The 20,782-nt window shown below is 47.9% G+C and carries 14 protein-coding genes; 10 read left to right on the top strand and 4 right to left on the bottom strand.

All coding sequences use genetic code 11. The features are described from left to right. Positions 1 to 94: 94 nt before the first annotated feature. The gene (locus G8759_RS21210) at positions 95 to 847 is read right to left on the bottom strand and encodes an SDR family oxidoreductase (protein WP_167212056.1); all 753 of its coding nucleotides are present in this window, start codon (positions 845 to 847) and stop codon (positions 95 to 97) included. Between the two features lie 372 nt (positions 848 to 1,219). Here G8759_RS21210 and G8759_RS21205 point away from each other — a divergent pair, with 372 nt between their 5' ends. Further along, a complete protein-coding gene (locus G8759_RS21205; protein ID WP_167212053.1) occupies positions 1,220 to 1,519 on the top strand; it encodes a GNAT family N-acetyltransferase in 300 nt (99 codons plus the stop codon). Positions 1,520 to 1,570: 51 nt separating this feature from the next. Here G8759_RS21205 and G8759_RS21200 read toward each other — a convergent pair whose 3' ends face one another. Then, positions 1,571 to 2,299: a LytR/AlgR family response regulator transcription factor gene (locus G8759_RS21200; protein ID WP_167212050.1), complete on the bottom strand. Its 729-nt coding sequence runs from the start codon at positions 2,297 to 2,299 to the stop codon at positions 1,571 to 1,573. Beyond that, on the bottom strand, positions 2,296 to 3,771 hold the full coding sequence (locus tag G8759_RS21195; RefSeq protein ID WP_167212046.1) for a sensor histidine kinase: 1,476 nt from the start codon (positions 3,769 to 3,771) through the stop codon (positions 2,296 to 2,298). Before G8759_RS21195 ends, G8759_RS21200 begins: the two co-directional genes overlap by 4 nt. Positions 3,772 to 3,989: 218 nt before the next feature. On the opposite strand from G8759_RS21195, the gene G8759_RS21190 reads away from it, so the two are divergent. The 8 genes from G8759_RS21190 (at position 3,990) to G8759_RS21155 (ending at position 18,339) form a co-directional block, all read left to right on the top strand. Beyond that, positions 3,990 to 4,892, top strand: a complete 903-nt coding sequence (locus tag G8759_RS21190) for an ABC transporter ATP-binding protein (RefSeq protein WP_167212043.1) — start codon at positions 3,990 to 3,992, stop codon at positions 4,890 to 4,892. Next, positions 4,886 to 8,413: an ABC transporter permease/M1 family aminopeptidase gene (locus G8759_RS21185; protein ID WP_167212040.1), complete on the top strand. Its 3,528-nt coding sequence runs from the start codon at positions 4,886 to 4,888 to the stop codon at positions 8,411 to 8,413. Before G8759_RS21190 ends, G8759_RS21185 begins: the two co-directional genes overlap by 7 nt. A 225-nt stretch (positions 8,414 to 8,638) precedes the next feature. Next, entirely contained in the window at positions 8,639 to 9,340 is a 702-nt protein-coding gene (locus G8759_RS21180) for an RNA polymerase sigma-70 factor (RefSeq protein WP_167212039.1), read from the top strand. Continuing rightward, on the top strand, positions 9,337 to 10,341 hold the full coding sequence (locus G8759_RS21175; protein ID WP_167212038.1) for a FecR family protein: 1,005 nt from the start codon (positions 9,337 to 9,339) through the stop codon (positions 10,339 to 10,341). The genes G8759_RS21180 and G8759_RS21175 overlap by 4 nt, the downstream gene beginning before the upstream one ends. Positions 10,342 to 10,375: 34 nt before the next feature. Next, positions 10,376 to 13,903: a SusC/RagA family TonB-linked outer membrane protein gene (locus G8759_RS21170; RefSeq protein WP_197933033.1), complete on the top strand. Its 3,528-nt coding sequence runs from the start codon at positions 10,376 to 10,378 to the stop codon at positions 13,901 to 13,903. Positions 13,904 to 13,943: 40 nt separating this feature from the next. Further along, positions 13,944 to 15,407: a RagB/SusD family nutrient uptake outer membrane protein gene (locus tag G8759_RS21165; RefSeq protein WP_167212037.1), complete on the top strand. Its 1,464-nt coding sequence runs from the start codon at positions 13,944 to 13,946 to the stop codon at positions 15,405 to 15,407. A gap of 124 nt (positions 15,408 to 15,531) precedes the next feature. Next, positions 15,532 to 16,593, top strand: coding sequence for a glycoside hydrolase family 2 TIM barrel-domain containing protein (locus G8759_RS21160; protein WP_167212035.1), 1,062 nt, complete (start codon positions 15,532 to 15,534; stop codon positions 16,591 to 16,593). A 27-nt stretch (positions 16,594 to 16,620) separates the two neighbouring features. Then, positions 16,621 to 18,339, top strand: a complete 1,719-nt coding sequence (locus G8759_RS21155) for an arylsulfatase (protein ID WP_167212033.1) — start codon at positions 16,621 to 16,623, stop codon at positions 18,337 to 18,339. Between the two features lie 136 nt (positions 18,340 to 18,475). Here the strand turns inward: G8759_RS21155 and G8759_RS21150 are convergent, their stop codons facing one another. Beyond that, entirely contained in the window at positions 18,476 to 19,342 is an 867-nt protein-coding gene (locus G8759_RS21150; RefSeq protein ID WP_167212031.1) for a porin family protein, read from the bottom strand. A gap of 250 nt (positions 19,343 to 19,592) precedes the next feature. On the opposite strand from G8759_RS21150, the gene G8759_RS21145 reads away from it, so the two are divergent. Next, positions 19,593 to 20,708, top strand: a complete 1,116-nt coding sequence (locus G8759_RS21145) for a mannonate dehydratase (RefSeq protein ID WP_167212029.1) — start codon at positions 19,593 to 19,595, stop codon at positions 20,706 to 20,708. Positions 20,709 to 20,782: the final 74 nt, after the last annotated feature.

Here is a 20,782-nt window from a genome sequence, read left to right as displayed (position 1 = left end):
TTTATCTGGGTCGTTGAGCATGTCGAATCATTGTTATTGGACAGTATAGTCCAAGAGCAACGATTCGACGAATTTACAATGGACGGTCCATCGATTAAAGAGTCATACCACCATCAACAATCAATTCGGCACCCACAACAAACGATGAATCGTCGGAAGCGAAGAATAGGGCAACTTTGGCAATTTCTTCCGGACGACCAAAGCGATGGAGTGGAATCTTCTCAATAATTCCCTGATTCATCTCGTTGACTTGTTGCTCCGACAACCCTAATTTAGTGGACGTATGCAGGGGAGTTTGTATTGGACCTGGGCTGATCGCATTGACGCGAATGTTCCGGCTGATCAGTTCGACAGACAGATTTTTGGCCATTGTCAGTACTGCTGCCTTGGTTGCTGCATAAACACTGGCACCGGGCGCACCGATATGAGCGTTTATTGAGGTGTTCAGCACAATTGAGCCGCCCTTATCCATGAAAGGCAACAGCGCCTGAATTGTAAAATACGCTCCTTTAACATTCGTATTGACGCTTTCATCAAAAATTTCAGGTGTCATCTGCTCAAAGGTGGCAAATTTAGCGACTCCCGCATTGATGAATATAATATCGATAGAGGTAAAATTTTCCTGGACGAATTCAGCGAAGCGATAAATAGCACCCGAATCGATGGCATCCCAGATAAATCCAAACGCCTGTTCGCCAAGTTCGGCAATGGCCTGATCTACTGAGGCTTGACTGCGGCCGGTAATAATAACTTTTGCTCCCTGGGCAATGAATTCTTTCGCAGTTGCCAGGCCAATCCCCGTGGTTCCTCCCGTAATGACAGCTACTTTATCCTGAAGACGATTCATAAGCGTGTGTTTTTGGCGTTTTAAGTGTTGTGAACGAAATTCCTGTTGACAGTTCAGCGGAGAGCTCGTTCGGTTAAGGTATACCTAAAGGGTAATTTTTCAACATAGCTATCCGAACTAATTTAGCTGATCACGAGTACACTATTAACAGGAGTGAATCTAATGCTGGTAAGGTGGATACGAAATGCTCAGATATAATGCCGGGCTGAATGGGGCTCTTAACGAATGAATACAAATCGTATATGAGAAAAAGAACGGCTTCTGCTTTTATTACTTAGGTTAACACTTGAGATGTAGTCGCCGAAAATAGACTGGCAACTGTTGGTTTAGACTGTTATTTAAAACAAAATGCTTGGCAAATAGACATCGTTTATGGCAGATATACAATTGACACTGAATGAAAAAAAACACGGTTCATTCTTTATTGAGGAAGGAGACGAAAAAATAGCCGAGATGGTCATTGCCATCGCTGGTTCTAACCTGACGGTATATCATACTGAGGTTGTACCGGAACAGGAAGGGAAGGGGTTAGCTCATGAACTGTTGGTGTACATGGTGGAGTATGCCCGTCAGCATCAATTGAAGGTCATACCGCTCTGTCCCTATGTCCATGCTCAGTTCAAACGCCATCCGGAGCTATATCAGGATCTATGGGAGGGCGATGAGTCCTGATTGTTCCCGTTTCGGAGCTATGTCATGTGTATGCTGACTAGCGGTATTTGGTTATTGTCGATTCAGGAGCTGCTTCACGACGTGCCGGTAGTTTTTTCCAAGCGGTAATTGTTTGCCATTCGTCAGGTGAATGGTATTCCCCTCAATGTAATGCACAAACTTTCTATTGAGGATATACGATTTGTGGATGCGGATAAACGTTTCGCCGGAAAGCTGGCTCTCGAAACTGCTTAATGTTCTTGGAGTTAGCAGAAACTGCTGATTCTCCCATACTTTCACATAATTACCCAGGCTTTCCAGATAGTATACTTCATCCAGCGTAATCTGGATGAATTTCTTATCCGTTTTTATGTAGATATTAGCCGGTTCATGACTGACAACCGGGTGGGTTACGGGTGCAGAAACGGCTGGTTGTTGTTTTAATGAATGGATGGCCAGAGCACGATTTGCCGCTTTTAGAAAGCGATCGAAACGGAACGGTTTTAACAGGTAATCGCAAACATCAAGCTCAAAACTTTCCAGGGCATGCTCTTCGTAAGCCGAGGTAATGATAATAATCGGCTGGTGCTGCAAGGTTCGTAGAAAATCCAGCCCGCTCAGTTTAGGCATCCGAATATCCAGAAAAATAAGGTCTACGGTTTGCGTACTTAAAAACGCCAGCGCTTCCGTTGCTCTGTAACAGTGCCCGCAATTTTCCAGAAAAGGAATATCCTCCAGGTAACTCAGGATAATGTCATGGGCCAGTGGCTCATCGTCAACGATCAGGCAGCGCATACTCATGATAAGTCCAGTTGTAATTCGGCCGTAAAAGTATGATCCTGAATCGTGGTTTTCAGCACATGTTTACTGGGATACAGTAAAGCCAATCTCCTTTTCAGATTGCTCAGTCCGATGCCTTCTTTTGTTTCGATAGCTGATTCGACCGAATTTTCACAACGGAAATAAAGCTGCCGGGAATCACATCGTAATTCGAGATGCAGAATAGTCTCATTATCAGCGGATTCTATGCCGTGTTTAAACGCATTTTCGACAAAGACGATCAACAATAAAGGCGCAATCGTCTGGTGGTCATCGGTTATGACTTGCTTAAACTGAAAATCCAACGACTTCCTGAGTCGTATTCGCTGCAATTGTATATAATCGTCCAGATACTTCACCTCATCCCGGATGGTTACCGTTGACTCCTGCCCTTTGTAAATCACATACCGCATTAACTCAGAGAGCTGAAGAATGCTTTCCGGCGTCTGTTTTGATTGTTGCAGACTCATGGCGTACAAATTATTCAACGTATTGAAGAAGAAGTGCGGATTGAGCTGTTGCTTCAACAAATCCAGTTCGGTCTGCGTTTTTTCCTTTTCCAAGGCCATGATCTGGCTATTTTGCCTGGCCCATTGAAGGGCTAGTACAATGGGCAAACTGACCAGCATGATGGCTAGCGCAGCAAACGCATTTTCCAGCTTGAACGGATTGGTTGGGAAGATGTGCCCGAAAAGCTGGTTCATGGGCAATGAAGCAATAAGCTGTGCCACAATGGGATATAGAAAGCTAATTGTAGCTAAAACGCTCAGAACATATAACACCAGTCCGTTTCGTTTTAATACCTTCGAAACCAGAAAACGGCTGTTGATATAGTAAAATAAATAGCCACATAAATACATAAACAGGAACTGAAGAGCGATGCTCAGGAAGGTGCCAAAATGCCGGATGATCTTTACAATACTGAATTCGAATCCGATCAACAGTTGTTCCTTCGTGTGATAAATCGGGTCGTTCAGGCTGGATACGGCCATAGCCGCAAGCGTCACCGAAATTAGTGTAACGCTGATCAGCAGGGCGCTGTCAAGATCAATTTTCCGAATCCATTTACTTTGTCTGCCCCGCGTTTGGTAATACGCGTTGGCGGCCAGCAGTAATTCAAGCGTATAACTGCAAAGAGAACTAACAATGATCAGGTCATGATACTGGTTTGGCTGTACTAAAATGCAGAGTATCGTGCTGGCTGGTAAGCAAATGCCAAAACAGAATAACCAGTATTTCAGATAGCGACGAGAGGATAGTATCTGGCTTAGTCGTTCTTTTTTCCAGGCGAATACAAGTGTTGGTAATTGAACCGGAATCAGGACCAGGAGAGCCACAAAATAGTCTCTCCACATAGCCGATGCGTTTTCCAGCGTATGGAAAATTCCCAGCCATAGCAAAAGTCCGATAAAGAGCCAGAAATCCTGATGCCGGGTGAGAAATCCTGGTTTCATTCGTAAGGTATTCACGGTTGAAAACAATAAATGAAATGCTTCGTGCTGGTTTGTACAAATCTTAATGATGAACGTACGGATTTTAATGATGTAGGTGAAGGAATACGGTTGCCGAGCAAATAAGAGCGTTCATCCTCCCAATAGCGACCGTCGTCATCTATTATTGATTGGTCAAGAACGTCCAGCTAGTTTTCCGCCAAAATCACGAAACAATAGGGATGAACAGGCTGGAAATAGTCAATCTCACCAAAAGCTACGGCAACGGGGTCAAAGCACTGGACAATGTCTCACTAAGCATATCCAATGGCCTTTTTGGGCTTTTGGGACCAAATGGTGCAGGGAAATCCTCGTTAATGCGCACGCTGGCCACTCTCCAGCAGCCCGACAGCGGGTGCGTCCTTTTTGACGGACAGGATATACATAAAAACCCTCAGTTACTTCGTAGCCAGCTTGGCTATCTGCCGCAGGATTTTGGCGTGTATCCCAAATTGTCTGCCGTCGATTTATTGAATCACCTGGCCGTATTAAAAGGCTTGTTGGTTCGACAAGAGCGCCACGAACAGGTCATGGCCTTATTGCAGCAAACTAACCTGTATGCTGTTCGGAAACAGGCAGTAAGTACATTTTCGGGAGGTATGCGGCAACGTTTTGGTATCGCACAGGCCTTGCTGGGAAACCCTCAGCTGATCATTGTCGATGAGCCAACCGCTGGCCTTGACCCCCTCGAACGCAATCGATTTCATGATCTTCTGAGCGAAATCGGCGAGCAGGTTGTCATATTGCTTTCAACGCATATCGTGGAGGATGTTCATGATCTATGCCCTGAAATGGCCGTTCTGGCGAACGGGAAAGTGATTTTACAAGGTAAGCCCGCAGCGTTGACCGAATTGCTGAAAGGGCAGGTTTGGCGCAAAATAATTCCCAAAGATGCCCTACAGACGTATCAGTCAACCTATACTGTAATCTCGACCCGCCTGATCGGAGGTAAGCTGCAACTGCATGTACTTGCCGACGATCGCCCGGAGGCAGGTTTTGACCCGCTTTATCCAGGCCTGGAGGAGGTGTATTTTTCGGCATTACTTGGCGCACAGCGTTCCAGAAAGGAGGGACGCGTATGGTAAACGTACTCTTACCGTTCGAAATAAGGTATCATCTCCGCCAGATCTCGTTCAGGGCAGCCGCTATCCTGTTTTTTGGATTAGGGATACTGGCGATTCAGGGGAGTTACGGGGGCGAGGAGGTCCACAAAAATTCACCCTATGCCATTACGGTTATCGTGGGGCTGCTTTCTCTGTGCTCAATTTTTGCCAGTACGATCTTCTGCGCCAATGTTGTTTTGCGGGATACGACCTATAAGATGGATGCCATCGTGTTTACTACCGCTGTAGGGCGTTTACCGTATTTCGGAGTACGGTTTTTTGGTCTGTTCATGGCTGTGTTTCTGCTGCTTTGCCTTTCTCTATTGGGTATTGCTGCTGGTTCACTGCTATTGGATGACGGCCAGACGGGTCCGTTTCGTTTCGCTTATTTCTGGCAGCCTCTTCTAGTTTTTGGGCTTCCCAATATCCTGTTTTCCAGTAGCCTGATCTTCTGCACGGCCATGCTTAGCCAGAATGTACGGGCTATTTATGTGGCGGGTGTACTGCTCTATATACTGTACTGGACGGCGTCAATACTAGGCAATTCGCCTTTACTGGCAACATCTAGTCTCAAACTTACCGAACCTGATCCGTTGCCGTTTTTGCTGGATCCATTTGGTCTGGCCGCTCTCTTTGGTGAGGCTCGTCTGTGGTCTGACTGGCAGCGGAATAATCAGCTTTTCCCCCTCCAGAATGTGTTCCTGCTGAATCGCCTGCTATGGACAGTGTTTGCGGGCCTATTACTCACGGTGAGCTATCGGTATTTTTCATTTCGGCTACACCTGCCTGCCCAGACCAGACAGAAAACACGGCAGGAGTCGGTTAACCCGGTTCGTTATAGTCCCCATCGAGTTCATCCACAAGGTTACACCTATGGTTGGAAAACCTTCAAGTCGCAATTAAAACTGGAAATCATATCCCTAGTGAAGCATATTCCATTTATGGTTATGCTTTTATTATGGATTTTTCTTTTTGCCATTGAACTGAAAGACACGCTGTTCAGTGGTTCTTATGGCATTCGTTCGTACCCTTCAACGGGCGTCATTATCGATGAACTCAGGGCAATGCGACTGGCTATGTTGTTGATCATTTTTTATGCTGCTGAACTGCTCGGGCGCGAACGGGCGGCATCTATGCAGGAGTTAATATACAGTACACCCGTATTTACCTCGAGTTTATGGGGAGCCAAGTGCGTAACGCTGGGCGTACTTGTGGCAATTCTGGTCAGTGCAAACATCGGTATTGGAATAGTCGTACAACTGAGTAATGGCTATTTTACGGTTGAACTTCCTACCTACCTTACGTTATATTATTACAGTGGCCTGCCATTATTTTTGTTTGCTATTCTGGCCATTTTCATCCAAACCATAATACCCAACAAATACCTGGGCATGCTACTCAGCATGTTGGTTGCATTTTGTATCGTGTTCAGCAGAAGGCTTGGAATTGAGCATTATCTCTTACGCTATGCCACCGTGCCCGAACTGACGTATTCGTACCTGAACGGTTTTGGGCATTATGCGAAAGCGTTCAACGGGTATATGCTTTACTGGGGGTCTTTTGCCGTTGTGCTTTCGCTATTGACCGTTGGTCTCTGGCAAAATGGCCAGTATAGTACCGGGTGGCAACGAGTGAAATCAATAGGAAGCCAATGGGGTATATCAAGTGCCTATGTAGGGGCAGCCGCCGTATTGCTTTGGCTTTTTACCAGTTCGAGTATTTATTATGACACGAATGTAATTGGCAACTACAAAAGCACCGCAGCAAAACTCGACTGGCAGTTGCGTTATGAACAGCAGTTTAAACCATTTTCCAGGCATCCACAACCCATTATTAGAGCTGTAAAAACGGATATCGCTTTATATCCGAAAGCCGGGAAGTATACCGTAAAAGGCAGCTATCGGTTAAAAAACGAATCGGCTGAACCCATTACAAAAATTTGGGTGGGAATTGACCCGGAGGTGACAGCCAGCCGTTTATCGATACCGGGTGCCAAAGAGACTCGCAATACCGAATTTAACCAGCATTGGTTCCTTCTCAATAAGCCGTTAGGGCCGGGTTCTGAGATAACGTTACAGTTTTCAATGGAAGTTATCCGGTCTGGCTTTGTGCCATTTAACAGTGAACATGCTGTGGTCGAAAATGGCACCTACATCGAACTGGAAAAATACGTACCGTTTCTGGGCTACAACAGCCGATTCGAAACCGACGATGCCAGGGCCCGGAAGAAGTCGGGGCTGCCCACCCAGTCTATTCCAGGACCAGCGGATAATCGTTATCACTTGATTGACCTCGAAACCACCGTTTCAACCGAGCCTGATCAATACGTTGTAACGGTGGGCGATTTACAGAAATCGTGGATTGCCGATCAGCGCCGGTATTTTCACTATAAAACCACTGTACCGATCAACTTTATGTTTGCTCTGAGTTCGGCACGCTATACGATCAAAAAAGAGATCTACAAAGGGATTGAATTGAGCATCTGTTATCAGGATGGTCAGATCTTTAACATTGCCAGTATGATGCAGGCCATGAAAGATGCGTTGCATTATTGTAAAAGCAACTTTAGCCACTACCCACTAAAGCACTTCACCCTTGCGGAGATTCCACAGTATAAGGGTGCAGCTACGGCCTATCCGGGTCTGATATTCAGCGCTGAACGGATCAATTTTTTGAGTGACTTTCGGGATACGGACAAGATCAACTATGGATATGCTATCGTGGCCCATGAGGTGTCGCATCAATGGTGGGCCAACAAACTAGCACCGGTTAATGGACCTGGTGATGGCTTGCTCACCGAATCACTCGCCAAATACACCGAAGCCATGGTCGTCGAAAAAACCTTTGGTAAAATGCTGCTAAGGAACTACTTACAGGCCGACAATAGACTTTACTTTTCGATGCGAAACACAGATGGAAAGGAGTTGCCGTTAGACCAGGCAACCGACCAGCCGTTTGTTTATTATCAGAAAGGCGGACTGGTTTTGTATGCCATTAAAGAAACCCTCGGCGAAGAAAAATTCAACCGGGCCTTGCAACGCCTGATCGAAAAACATGCTTACCCTGGTACGAAAGCAACACCTGATGATCTGATTCACGAATTGAAACAAGATGCAACCGCCAGTCAGGCCAGACGCATTGATGACTGGCTCAGAAAAGTAATCGTCTATTCACTGAAGGTTACCGTAGTATCCTGTGAATCGCTCGTAAACGGTCAGTTCAGACTGACGCTTCGGGTCAATATGGATAAAACGGAACAAGGATCAAACAAGTCGCTTTTGCCGGATGATGAAATCGACGTTGCCTTGTTTGACCGGAAACCTGCGGATTGGGATCAACAGCTGAAACCAGTCTATCTGCAAAAGCATCAGTTCAGCAAAGCGGAAACACTGCTGACGATTACGGTTACCAAAAAGCCCCAGTCGGTGGCCATTGATCCGTATGGCTATCTATTGGATGAAAACCAATCCGATAACACGCAAGAGATCAGATTCGGAAAATAGCGTGGTTTCGCCGAAAGGTTTTTATCAGGTATTAATCGTTTATTGGCAAAAGAGATGTTAGGACAGTAAACTCAGACTATTCACACCATAGTCTGAGTTGTCAATGATTGAAGGCGGATTTTCGCAGTTGCTATTAAAATAATAAAAATAAATCTACGAATTGACTAAGGGATAAGGCAGATTTTGCGGACTTAGTAGTAATTGCGATTCATTTTGCTGCTGCCAATGGCCGAAAATCTACCTGACAAACCCGATCCAGCCAACCCGTTCCGTCAGTCAACTGCTGAACCAGTTGTAATGGATACTGAATTTCTGATTCGGCAGGCATTTGATGAGAATGCCCGTCGGGGCTATGAACTTCTGTTTCGACGCTATTATCGAACGCTGTGCAGTCAGGCCGTTCGTTTTGTGCATTCACGTACCATTGCCGAAGATCTGGTGAGTGAGGTATTTTTCAGCTTCTGGAAAAATCAGGTTCATCAGCACATTACAACCTCATATCAGGCTTATCTCTACGGAGCCGTCAGGAAGCGGGCCTATTCACACCTACGGCAGGAATTTCAACAGGAGCCAATGTCATCGGAGGCCGAATCATACGCGACAGATGCCGTTGGTTCGCTCGATCCGGAGCAATTACTTCAGTATACGGAGTTGTATCAGCGAATTGAAGAAACCGTTCGGACGCTCCCGCCCCAGTGTCAGCGGGTGTTTATCATGAGCCGATTCGAAGGCAAAAAGCACCGCGAAATTGCCAATGAACTCCAGATTTCGCCGAAAACAATCGAAGCCCATTTAAGTCGGGCGCTTTCGCAACTACGCCAAATGCTACAGTTGGGCCTTTTCTGCTGGCTAACGGCTTTCGCTAGTATTCAGTCGTCTACCCAGCCGGTCTCCTCTGCATCGGTACAAACGTTCGTCATCAAATGAATCAGGCTATTAGGAAAGAAACGCTTTTTGAGCACTTCGCCGGTCGCTCAACAGCCCTGCAACGAACGATGATAGCCGACTGGTTACAGCAACCGGCTAACCAGATGCAATACGTAGCCTGGCTCGATGAGTGGGAACACCAGAACCTTCAATACCTGGCCGATGAAGACGCAGCGCTTCGCCGGCTTTCGAATAAAATTGAGGTCTGGGAGCAGCAGCAACACCCCCTGAGTACGGAAGCACAACAGGTACCTATTCGTTCGATGCCCATATCCCCACGATGGCTGGTCGCGGCCTCCGTGATCCTGTGTGTGCTGGCAGGACTTTATGCGGGTCGGCAACTACTGCTTTATCAAACGCTGGAAACAGGTTTTGGGGAAACCAATCAGTTAACCCTCCCTGATGGTTCGACGGTAACGCTGAATGCTCATTCGACTCTTCGTATACCGCGTTTTGGCTTTGGTAATAAAACACGGGCGGTGTACTTAACAGGTGAAGCGGCTTTTTCGATCAAACATACACCTTCCCATCAGCGATTTGTTGTCCACACGAATCGGGGTGTTGATGTTGAGGTATTAGGGACAGAATTTGACGTATATGACCGGCCAGCCGGAACCAGAGTTGTTCTGAGCAGGGGAGCTATTCAACTTAACTATACCAGCTCATCGAAACCTGTTCGCCGGTTGCGTCTAAAGCCGGGCGATGCGGTTAGTGTAGATTCGTTGGGGCAACTAACACAAAGTTTCACCACACAGCCCGAAGTTAGTATGGCCTGGCGTGACCACCGGTTTGTGTTTAAAAGTACGTCCGTTCGGGAAATCGCAGACCTTCTTCGCGATACCTATGGTCTGCGTGTGATCCTGAAAGACCCGGAGTTAGCCAATCGTACGGTTACGGGTTCTTTTCAAGTCAATAATGCGGATGAATTTCTGCAGGTGGTGGCCGAATTGCTGGAAATCAACTATAAGCAGAAAGACGATACAGTCACTCTTTTCGAATAACCATCCGACTTACTTACCCTTACACAAAGTCACTATGTGTTCACGTTTGAACTCCGCTATGCTGCTGTTTTGCGCGTTGTTGAGCGGCCCTCAACCTGCCAGTAGCCAGACAATTGCCATGGCCGGGCAACAGACTCGACCGGCTCCAGCCCTTCCGGCAATTGCCACACTCCGACTGGCTGATGCATTAAGTGAGCTGAAAATACGTTACCGGACCGATATCCTGTTTGAAGACCGGACCATTGCCAATCTGACCGTTCCGGCCGATGTTTTAGCCGGAAGTACGAGCCTGGAAAATGCGTTAAGCCGATTACTAAAACCGTTTGACCTGCGCTACAAACAGGTTAAACCGGGCATTTGGGTCGTTCTGAACCGGAAAAAGTCAGTGTCAGACAACAGCCGAACCGGTGGATCGCCCCGATTTCCGGAAGCTCTAACCACGGAGCAGGGTCTTTCCGATAATAAACAGCTTAATCTCCGGTTGCCATCATCGACGACAACGTCGATGGTTACAGCCCCTGAGGATATTTCAATCAGCGGTCGGGTGAGTGCTGCCGACAATAGCCGTACTGGTGGATCTGAGCCTTTGCCCGGCGTCAGTGTGGTCGTGAAAGGTACCAATCGGGGAACGACCACTGATGCCAATGGCCGTTATCAGTTAAGCATTCCAGAACCGGCGTCAGGGCCGGGCTCGTTAACGCTGGTGTTCTCCTATGTGGGCTACGTTGCCCAGGAAATCAGCCTGCTCAATGGAAACGGCCAGCCGCGGTCCGAGATCAATGTCCAGTTAGAGGAAACTAATCAGTCCCTGAATGAGGTGGTCGTTGTGGGATATGGTTCTGTACGGAAAAGTGACCTGACCGGATCAGTAACCTCCCTAAAAGCGCAGGATTTAACCCGAGGGACCAATGTTAACCTACAACAAACTCTGATCGGGCGATCGCCGGGCGTACAGATCTATCAGAAAAGTGGTGAACCCGGTGCAACGATGAGCGTACAGATTAGAGGAATTACGTCCATTACGGGCAATAATGACCCTTTATACGTAGTCGATGGGTTACCGGTCAACGATGGTACGGCTATTGGTACGGCGAGCGCTGGCGGTACGACCAGCAATCCGAATAATAGAACGCCCTTGAATAGCCTGAATCCCGCTGATATTGAGTCGATTGAAATTTTGAAAGATGCATCGGCTTCGGCGATTTATGGTTCCCGTGGAGCGAATGGAGTGGTGATTATTACGACCAAAAAAGGCAAGGAGGGCAAACTGAAGGTCGAGTACAACGGAACGTACGGCGTTCAGAAAGTTGCCCATACCCAGCGATTTATGACCGGCGATGAATATACAAAAGCCATCAATGAAATCATCGATCTTGGAAAGTTAAGTACGCCTAAAGTAACCGGTTCAAATGCCAATACGGACTGGCAAAAACTCTTGCTGCGGGATGCGCCCATTCAATCGCATGACCTTTCGTTTAGCGGAGCCGGTGGAAACACCAGATTTTATATGTCGGCCGGTTACTTCAATCAGGACGGGATCATGCTCAAGTCGGGTACACGCCGGTATAATGCGCGGGTGAATGTGGAGAATGGCATTGCAAACAAATACAATATTGGCATCAGCCTGACGACATCGTATACCCGTGATTACTACAACGCAACTGGTGTGGGGTTAAATGACAATGCGAGTGCCTTGTATATGGCCCAGAATTACGACCCAACAGCACCACCTTATAACGCCGATGGCTCTTACTACCGATCGCCGTTGATGGCCCCAATGGATAATCCCCTGGCGGTTATTAATGGACAATACGGGATGGGTGACACGTATCGTACGTTTGGTAATCTGTATGCCGAATACTTCCTGGCTCCAGCTTTATCGGCCAAAGTACGAGTAGGTGTTGATCTGAACGACAACCAGCGTTATTTCTGGATTGATCCAACGACATTAACCGGGTTATCCTACAACGGTTATGCCGACGTGCGTGACGGTAAACGCGGTTACTACCTGGCTGAAGGTACGCTGAACTACAATAAATCGGTTAAAGATCACCGGATTAGCGCTGTGGTCGGCTCCACCTATGAGCGTTACACGTCGAGTTCATTAACGGCCAGTTCACGCTCCTTTGCCCTTGCTGACCTTACATACGATGCTCTGGGCACTGGCGATAATACGCTGAATGGCGTCAGCAGTGGTCGTCAGGAGAATAAACTCATCTCGTTTCTGGGCCGGGTGAACTACGCCTACAAAGGGAAATATCTCCTCACTGGCTCCATCCGCGCCGATGGCTCGGCGCGGTTCGGCCCTAATAAACGGTTCGGTTATTTTCCATCTGCCGCTCTAGCCTGGCGTATCCATGATGAGGATTTCCTGAAAAACAGCCGGTCGTTGAGCGAATTGAAATTTAGAGCCAGTTACGGCGTAACCGGTAACCAGCCAACCGTCAATTACCTGTATTTTTCGACCTACTCAGCGGGTCGCAATGCCGTATTTAATGGAAACAAAGTTAGCTCCTTACAACCTTCCCGGAGTGCCAATCCCAACCTGCAATGGGAGTCGGCGGTGCAGGCTGATATAGGTGTTGATTTTGGGTTCTTTAACTCCCGCCTGACGGGTAGCATCGACTACTATAATCGGAAAACGTCTAATCTCTTGTATGATATTCCACAGCCATCGAGTACCGGTTTTGGCAGCCGTACTGAGAATGTAGGCAGTATGCGTAACAGCGGGCTTGAATTTGCCCTGAAAGGTGTTGTGCTCAACAAGAAAGATTTCAGGATCGATGCGGGCTTTAACATCACCACGTTAAAAAATCAGGTCCTAAGCCTAGGAAATGTGAGCCAGTCTATTGGTACAGGGCCGGGTAGCATTGGGCAGGTCAGCATACTGAAACCGGGCGAATCCATCGGATCATTCTACGGCTATATTGTCGATGGAGTCTGGCAGACAGGTGACGATTTCGGTCAGGCTCAAACGGGAGTTCGACCCGGTGATCCAAAATACCGGGATCTGGACGGCAACAAAATTATCAATGCCAATGATCGTGTCATTCTTGGGAAAGCGCTGCCCGATTTTTACTACGGCTTCAACTCAAGCGTTTCGTTCAGGGGACTTGTTCTCGATGTATTTTTAGAAGGATCGCAGGGAGCTAAAATGCTGAATAGCAGCCTGGTCGATTCATACTATCCGGTCGATTACCGGCGCAATAAACTCGCTGACCCTTACCTGAACCGCTGGACGCCAACGAATCCAACCAACGAATACCCTTCTTTCCTGCCGAATGATGTTCAGGGGCAGAGGCAGGTAACCAACAAAACGGTTGAAGATGCTTCTTATCTGCGCCTTCAGGCCATACGATTGTCGTATAAAATTCCAGTACCTACTAACCGATATATCAGTGGTGCCTCGGTATTTGTGAACGGGCAGAACCTCTATACCTTCACCAAATACAGTGGCTCCGATCCGGCAGCTAATGCGCTGGGTGATAATATTTTACGGATCGATTATAATACATACCCACTAACGAGAACCTTTACAACCGGTCTTAATCTGCAATTCTGAACTAAAGAGACATCACGTACAGAATGAAACTGGATCTCCCATGAAAAAGATAGTCCTCTATATATCCCTGACCTGCTCCCTGTTTGTGCTTTCTTCCTGCGAAGAAGCACTGGAGGTAACCCCAAAGTCTGAATTTTCACCGAGCAACGTACTGACGTCCGAAGCAGGTATCAAATCGCTGTTATTTTCGGCTTACGCACAGCAGCAAACGCAATCCAATTCCCGCTACGTCATTAATGATTCGGAAGTATGTACCGATATGGGGTTTAATACGGGTGGGGCCGAGAATGGGCAGCTGATTACGCTCATCAATTTTACCTGGGACCCCTCAATTGGAACCTTTAACGATGATATGTGGACCCCAAATTATCGGACGATTCGTGATGCCAATGGCGTTATCGATAACATTGCCAACGTAAATACCACCGATGCCATTAAAAAACTGTACAAGGCCGAAGCGCGGGTTTTGCGGGCCCAGGCCTATGCACTTCTGTACAGTTTTTTTGGAACGGTTCCCCTCAGAACGCCCACTAATCAGACCGGTGATCTGGCACGAGCGACCGACGATGAACTCAAAACCTTTATCGAAACCGACATTACCCAATCCATTGCTGATTTGCCCGATCCGGGAAAAGAAGAAGCCTTTGGCCGTTTAAACAAGGGAAATGCGAACGGGATTCTGGCCAAGTTTTATCTGAATACGAAACAGTGGCAAAAAGCGGCTGATGCTGCGAAGGCTGTCATCGACCTGAATTATTACGCCCTGAATCCTAGTTTTGTAAATCTGTTTCGGGTAGAAAATGAAGGCAGTAGCAACCGCGAAATGATGTTAGCCTTACAATGTCGCCCTGAAGACCCGTTCGGGAACTGGTATCAGGCGGGTGCTTTGCCTCCTGCCTATAAAAGCAGTCCACAATTCCCTGCATACGTCTATAAGTCTACCATGTCTAACTTTGCGACTCAGTATCGACTACGTACGGCCTTCACCAATACGTTTGCGGCAACGGATAAACGGCTGCAACTGATCTGTACCAGTTACGTGAACAACAGTGATCAGACAGTCGATCTATCGACGGGAGACAATGCCCGCAGTTTTAAATACTGGGACAACAGTACCGTCGGGAATAACAGCGGAACCGATGTGCCGGTTATTCGCTATGCCGATATGTTGCTGACACGAGCAGAAGCCCTAAACGAGTTGAATGGCCCGACAACGGAGTGTTTTTCATTGATCAATCAGGTTCGTGCCCGTGCGGGTATTGCTAACCTGACAGCCGCCGATGTACCGACCAGGGAGGCATTTCGCACGGCAATTTTCAGAGAAAGAGGTTGGGAATTCGTTTCAGAAGGCAAACGCCGGGAAGATCTGATTCGTCAGGGAACGTTTATCTCACTGGCCCAGGCCAGAGGAGTAACCAACGCCAAACCAGAACGGGTATTATTCCCAATTCCGCAGTCAGAGATCGATGCCAACAAGCTCTGCGTTCAAAATCCTGGCTATTAGATTAGCCCGTAACTAAAGATGGCTGGTGTGTCTGTCGCCGGGTTTTAGTCATTCTGCAAAAAGTGAATGACAGGAAACGTACCCAATCCTGTATGCATTCAATTGAGATTCCGAATTATTTTCTATGAAAAAACTACTGATCGTACCTATTTTCCTGTTGCTTTCCGCAGCCGGTTTACATGCTCAAAAAAAGATTTGGTCAACTGAAAAAGCCAACGAATGGTACCAGAAACAAGGGTGGATGAGAGGTTGTAATTTCCAGCCAAGCACCGCCATAAACCAGTTGGAAATGTTTCAGGCCGCTACGTTCGATCCCCAGACCATCGATCGTGAATTGGGCTGGGCCGAAGGACTGGGGCTAAATGCGATGCGGGTCTACCTGCACCATGTCGCCTGGACTTCGGACAAAGCCGGGTTTAAAAGTCGGCTTGGTCAATATCTTCAGATAGCCCAAAAACACGGTATCAAAACCATTCTGGTATTTTTTGACGACTGCTGGAACGATGAATACCATCCCGGTAAACAGCCAGAACCCAAAACGGGAATTCACAACAGTGGCTGGGTGCGCGACCCCGGAACCATGATTCTGAATCATCCGGATAGCCTTTCGGTGCTGGAAAGTTATGTGAAGGACGTGATGACTACCTTTAAAAATGACGACCGGATCTTGCTCTGGGATCTGTATAACGAACCGGGTAACAATCAGTACTTCGGCAAAAGTTTACCTCTTCTTAAGGCAGTATATGGCTGGGCTCGTTCGGTTGACACTTCGCAACCGATTAGCGCAGGGGTTTGGAACTGGGGCGAAAAGTTTAACGAGCTAAACAAGTTTCAACTGGAAAACTCGGACGTGATTACCTACCACAATTACCGGTATATTGACAATCATCAGAACCTGATCAAAGACCTGCGAAAATACAATCGTCCGTTAATCTGTACGGAATACATGGCCCGCAAAAACGGCAGCCTGTTCCAGACCATAATGCCCATGCTGAAAAAGGAAAACATCGGCGCGATCAACTGGGGGTTTGTTGCCGGAAAAACCAATACGATCTATGCCTGGGGAACGCCCATGCCTGATGGCAAGGAACCTGAGTTGTGGTTTCATGATATTTTCAGAAAAGACGGAACCCCCTTCAGTGAAGATGAGGTCAGTAACATAAAAGCGTTAACCGGTAAAAAGTAAGCCTTGGCACAATTACAATTTGTCTCTATGAAAAAAGGGCTATTTATCCTGTTTTTTCCATTGATGGCCGTAGTTGCTATCCTGTTTTCCGGCGGATTCAACAAAAAACGCCCGGAGATGCAGTTACCAAGGGCAACATCCCGGCCCAACATCATTGTGATACTGGCTGATGACCTGGGTTTTTCGGACATAGGTTGCTATGGAAGCGAAATCCACACCCCGAACATTGATTATCTGGCCAATAACGGGATTCGTTATACGCAGTTTTATAACACTTCCCGTTGCTGTCCGACGCGAGCCTCATTGCTGACCGGACTCTATAATCAGCAGGCAGGCATTGGCAAGATGACCGATGCAGAAGATGAACCTGGTTATCGGGGACACATGACCGAAAACACGGTTACACTAGCCGAAGTACTCAAATCGGCAGGCTATCAGACAGCCATGACCGGTAAGTGGCATGTATCCAATACCAACGTACAGAAAACCCCGCAGGAGCAGTTGGACTGGCTGAATCACCAGAAAGATTACGGCGATTTTGCCCCCATCGAGCAATATCCTACCAGCCGTGGATTCGACAGGTATTTCGGAAATATCTGGGGCGTCGTTGATTTTTTCGATCCATTTAGTCTGGTGAGCGGTACCAAACCGATTAAACAGGTGCCGAAGAATTACTATCATACCGATGCGATCAGCGATACGACAGTGGCCTACATAAAGTCCTTTGCAAAGTCATCGGCCCCGTTTTTCCTGTATGTTGCCGAAACTGCTCCGCACTGGCCACTGATGGCTCCCCCCGAGGATATTGCCAGATACAAAGATACCTACAAATCGGGTTGGGATTCCATCCGGAAAGCCCGTTATCAGAAAATGAGTAAACTAGGGTTGATTGATCCAGCTCAAACCAAGCTTTCTGAACGTTGGGAGGATGAACTGACCTGGGAAAATAACCCGGATAAAGAATGGGATGCTCGTGCAATGGCCGTTCATGCGGCCATGATCGACCGGATGGATCAGGGAATTGGGCGCATGCTTAAAGCCCTTCGTGAAACGGGTCAGCTGGATAATACGCTGATTCTTTTCTTATCAGACAATGGAGCGAGTCCTGAAAACTGCACCGCCTACGGTCCCGGATTCGACCGGCCCAGCAAAACCAGAGATGGTCGCCCGATTGTCTATGACCTGAAAAAGAAGGTAATGCCCGGTTCCGAAACCTCCTACGCTTCGATTGGCCAGCGTTGGGCAAATGTGGCTAATACGCCCTACCGATACTGGAAGTCTGAGTCGTATGAAGGTGGCGTTCATACGCCATTGGTAGCCTTTTGGCCAAAAGGCATTACGGCCAAAAAAGGTAGCTACAGCCCACAAGTGGGCCACGTGATGGACTTTATGCCTACTTTCGTCGAACTGACCGGTGCAAAATACCCGTCGACCTTAAACGGTCATCCGATCACACCAACAACCGGAGTTAGTCTGGTTCCTTCTTTACGAGGCAAGGCGTCTGCTGGCCACGAAACGCTATTTAACGAGCATTTTGGCGCCCGCTATGCCCGGTCGGGTGACTGGAAGCTCGTTTCGGCAAGCCGTGACTCTAGCTGGCACCTGTTCAATCTCGCCACCGACAAATCCGAAACTCAGGATGTGACGGCCCGATACCCCGACAAAGTACGCCAACTGGAAAGCTTGTGGCAGCAGTGGGCTCATACGCATCAGGTATTTCCTAAGCCGGGCAAAAAAGCCAGGTAGTGCGACCTCGACGGAAGGCCCGACAAAATTCCTAAACCAGCAAATAGCCTACTCCATGACAGGCTATTCGCTGGTTTAGGAATTTTATGTGATTTGATCAGACACCAAAATGCATTCGAGCAACTAATTCTGATGCTTAGCGCCCCCCAATGGGGATCAGGTAGCCCACCGACAACATAGCGTTCTGGGGCGTTAATTTCGTCTCATCACTGCTATTCGAGAATAAATACGAGTATCTGCCTTCCAGCAAAAACTTACCCGGTCCGGCCTTCAGCGATACACCGGCTCCACCCGACGCGCCATAGGAAAACCGTCCTTCGTTGGTCATATCCATGGTCTGCGAATCAGATTGACCCCCTTCCCGAACCGAAATCGTTCCACTCAGCGTGTAGGTAGCAACAGGCCCGGCATTCACAAAGAATTGGGCGTTGGACGTACCAAATGTAGCTTTCAGGAGAACGGGCACTTCCACCAGATTGTATTTGATCTGTAGGTAGTCGGCGTTAAACGCCATGCGAACACCGTATTGTGTATACAGAATTTCGGGTTGAACCGAGAACGTTGGACCACCAATGTTGAAAACGACTCCGCCATGAAAGCCAGTTACCCGTTCTAATTTAACACCTGGGCCTAACTCGGAAACGTCGACACCACCGATTGTAGACGAGTTGCCGCCGAGCCGGAAGCCAATCTGGAAATGACTTTCCCTGGCAGGTATCGTCGGTTGAAGGGCCGGACGGCTGGTTGCCAACGTCTGAGATTTAGCCGGTGTAGGTGTCGGAGCAGCCGTAGCCTGTTCCTGATAGGCGGTGGCTGGCTGAGGAGTGGGTTTCGTTGCCGCAACGGGCTTATTCTGGGGCGTTGTGGTTGTCTTGGCTGAATTTGACTGCGTCGCTGTCGTACGAACGGCGGGGTTAACAGGCTTACGCACAGCGGGTTTTGGTTGAGCCGACAAACTTAGCGATACTAAGGTAAATGCAAAAAGCGAGAGAAGGTTCTTCATGTTAAATTGTCTTTGGTTGTTTACGGCTTCAAAGTTGAGTCTTTGCCTGGCAGTATCCAGCACCTGAATAGCTGAACTGGCATTTCAACGGGTTGAACCGAAAAAAAGACTGTTCGAAAGCTGTATTCACCGCAGGCATGCATACGGTCATGCTTAGCCCGAGCACCGATTTATTGATGACCCGTATCGGGTGGGACAAATAAGTCGATATATTGACGTTCGAATTCAGCAGGACCTGTCGAATAAAACAGTGAAAAACACGCGTCGTCGTTTCATCAAGCAGAGCGCATCGTTTGCCGCCCTGTCAGTAACCGGGCAATCTGCCGAAGTGCCCGCCCAGTTGGATATCGCCCGTGAATCCTACAGTAAAGACGGGGGAATTCAGTTCTGCCTGGCTCACTTCTATGGCATGGATAAGCGCCGGATAGAGCTGTCGAAGCAGCTTCAGGTGATGAATGCGGTAGGGGGTATCAATGCCCGAACACTGGGTGTAACGGATGTCAATCCCTGGGATTACAAAGCCATTATGGCCGTTAAAGAGGCCTGGGCTAAAGAAGGATTGACGTTTCGGGTGGTCGAAGGCCCACCTGCCCTCAACGAAAAAACAAAACTGGGTCTGGATGGTCGAGATCAGGAAATTGAAAACTTTATCAGCTTCATCGGCAATCTGGCCAAAGCCGGAATCGACACGATCTGTTATAACTGGATGCCGGTTATCAGTTGGGCCCGAACCAGCATGGATCGTCCCAGCCGGGGTGGGGCGCTGGTCAGTGCATTCGATATCGATGGCATAAAAGACAATACACTGACTTCCTTTGGTGAATTTACGAAAGAGACCATGTGGAAGAATCTGACCTATTTTCTGAAAGCCGTTGTGCCTGAAGCCGAAAAGCATGGTGTTAAGCTGGCACTGCACCCCGACGATCCACCGGTAGATGCAATTCGGGGCATACCCCGGATTATGACGTCGGCAGATGCCTTCAAACGAATGATCGAGATTGTGCCAAGTCCCAGCAATGGCATTACACTGTGCCAGGGTACGTTTGCGACAATGGGCGAAGACATTCCGGCCGTGATTAAGTACTTTGGCAAGCGTAACAAAATTCATTTTGTCCATTTTCGCGACGTTCGCGGGGATCGGAATCATTTCGAGGAAACCTTCCACGATGATGGTAAAACTGATATGTACGAAGCCATGAAGACCTATTTTGAGATCGGATTTCGTGGACCTATGCGTCCCGATCATGTGCCAACCATGGCCGGAGACAGCAATGAACATCCCGGCTACAGTAACATTGGTGCTTTATTCGCCATCGGTTATATGCGGGGCTTAATTGAAGCCATCGTTAAAGGCCGTCGTTCCTGACAGTTCTGGTCTAAAATCCATGAACCATTGCATATAAGCCCCAGTAAGTATGCCAGCCCACAGGCTGATGTGTA

The sequence above is a fragment of the Spirosoma aureum genome, from assembly GCF_011604685.1.
In the GTDB taxonomy this organism is placed as follows: domain Bacteria; phylum Bacteroidota; class Bacteroidia; order Cytophagales; family Spirosomataceae; genus Spirosoma; species Spirosoma aureum.
Note: the sequence above shows the minus strand (reverse complement) of the source record. Positions and strands in the feature narration are given on the sequence as shown.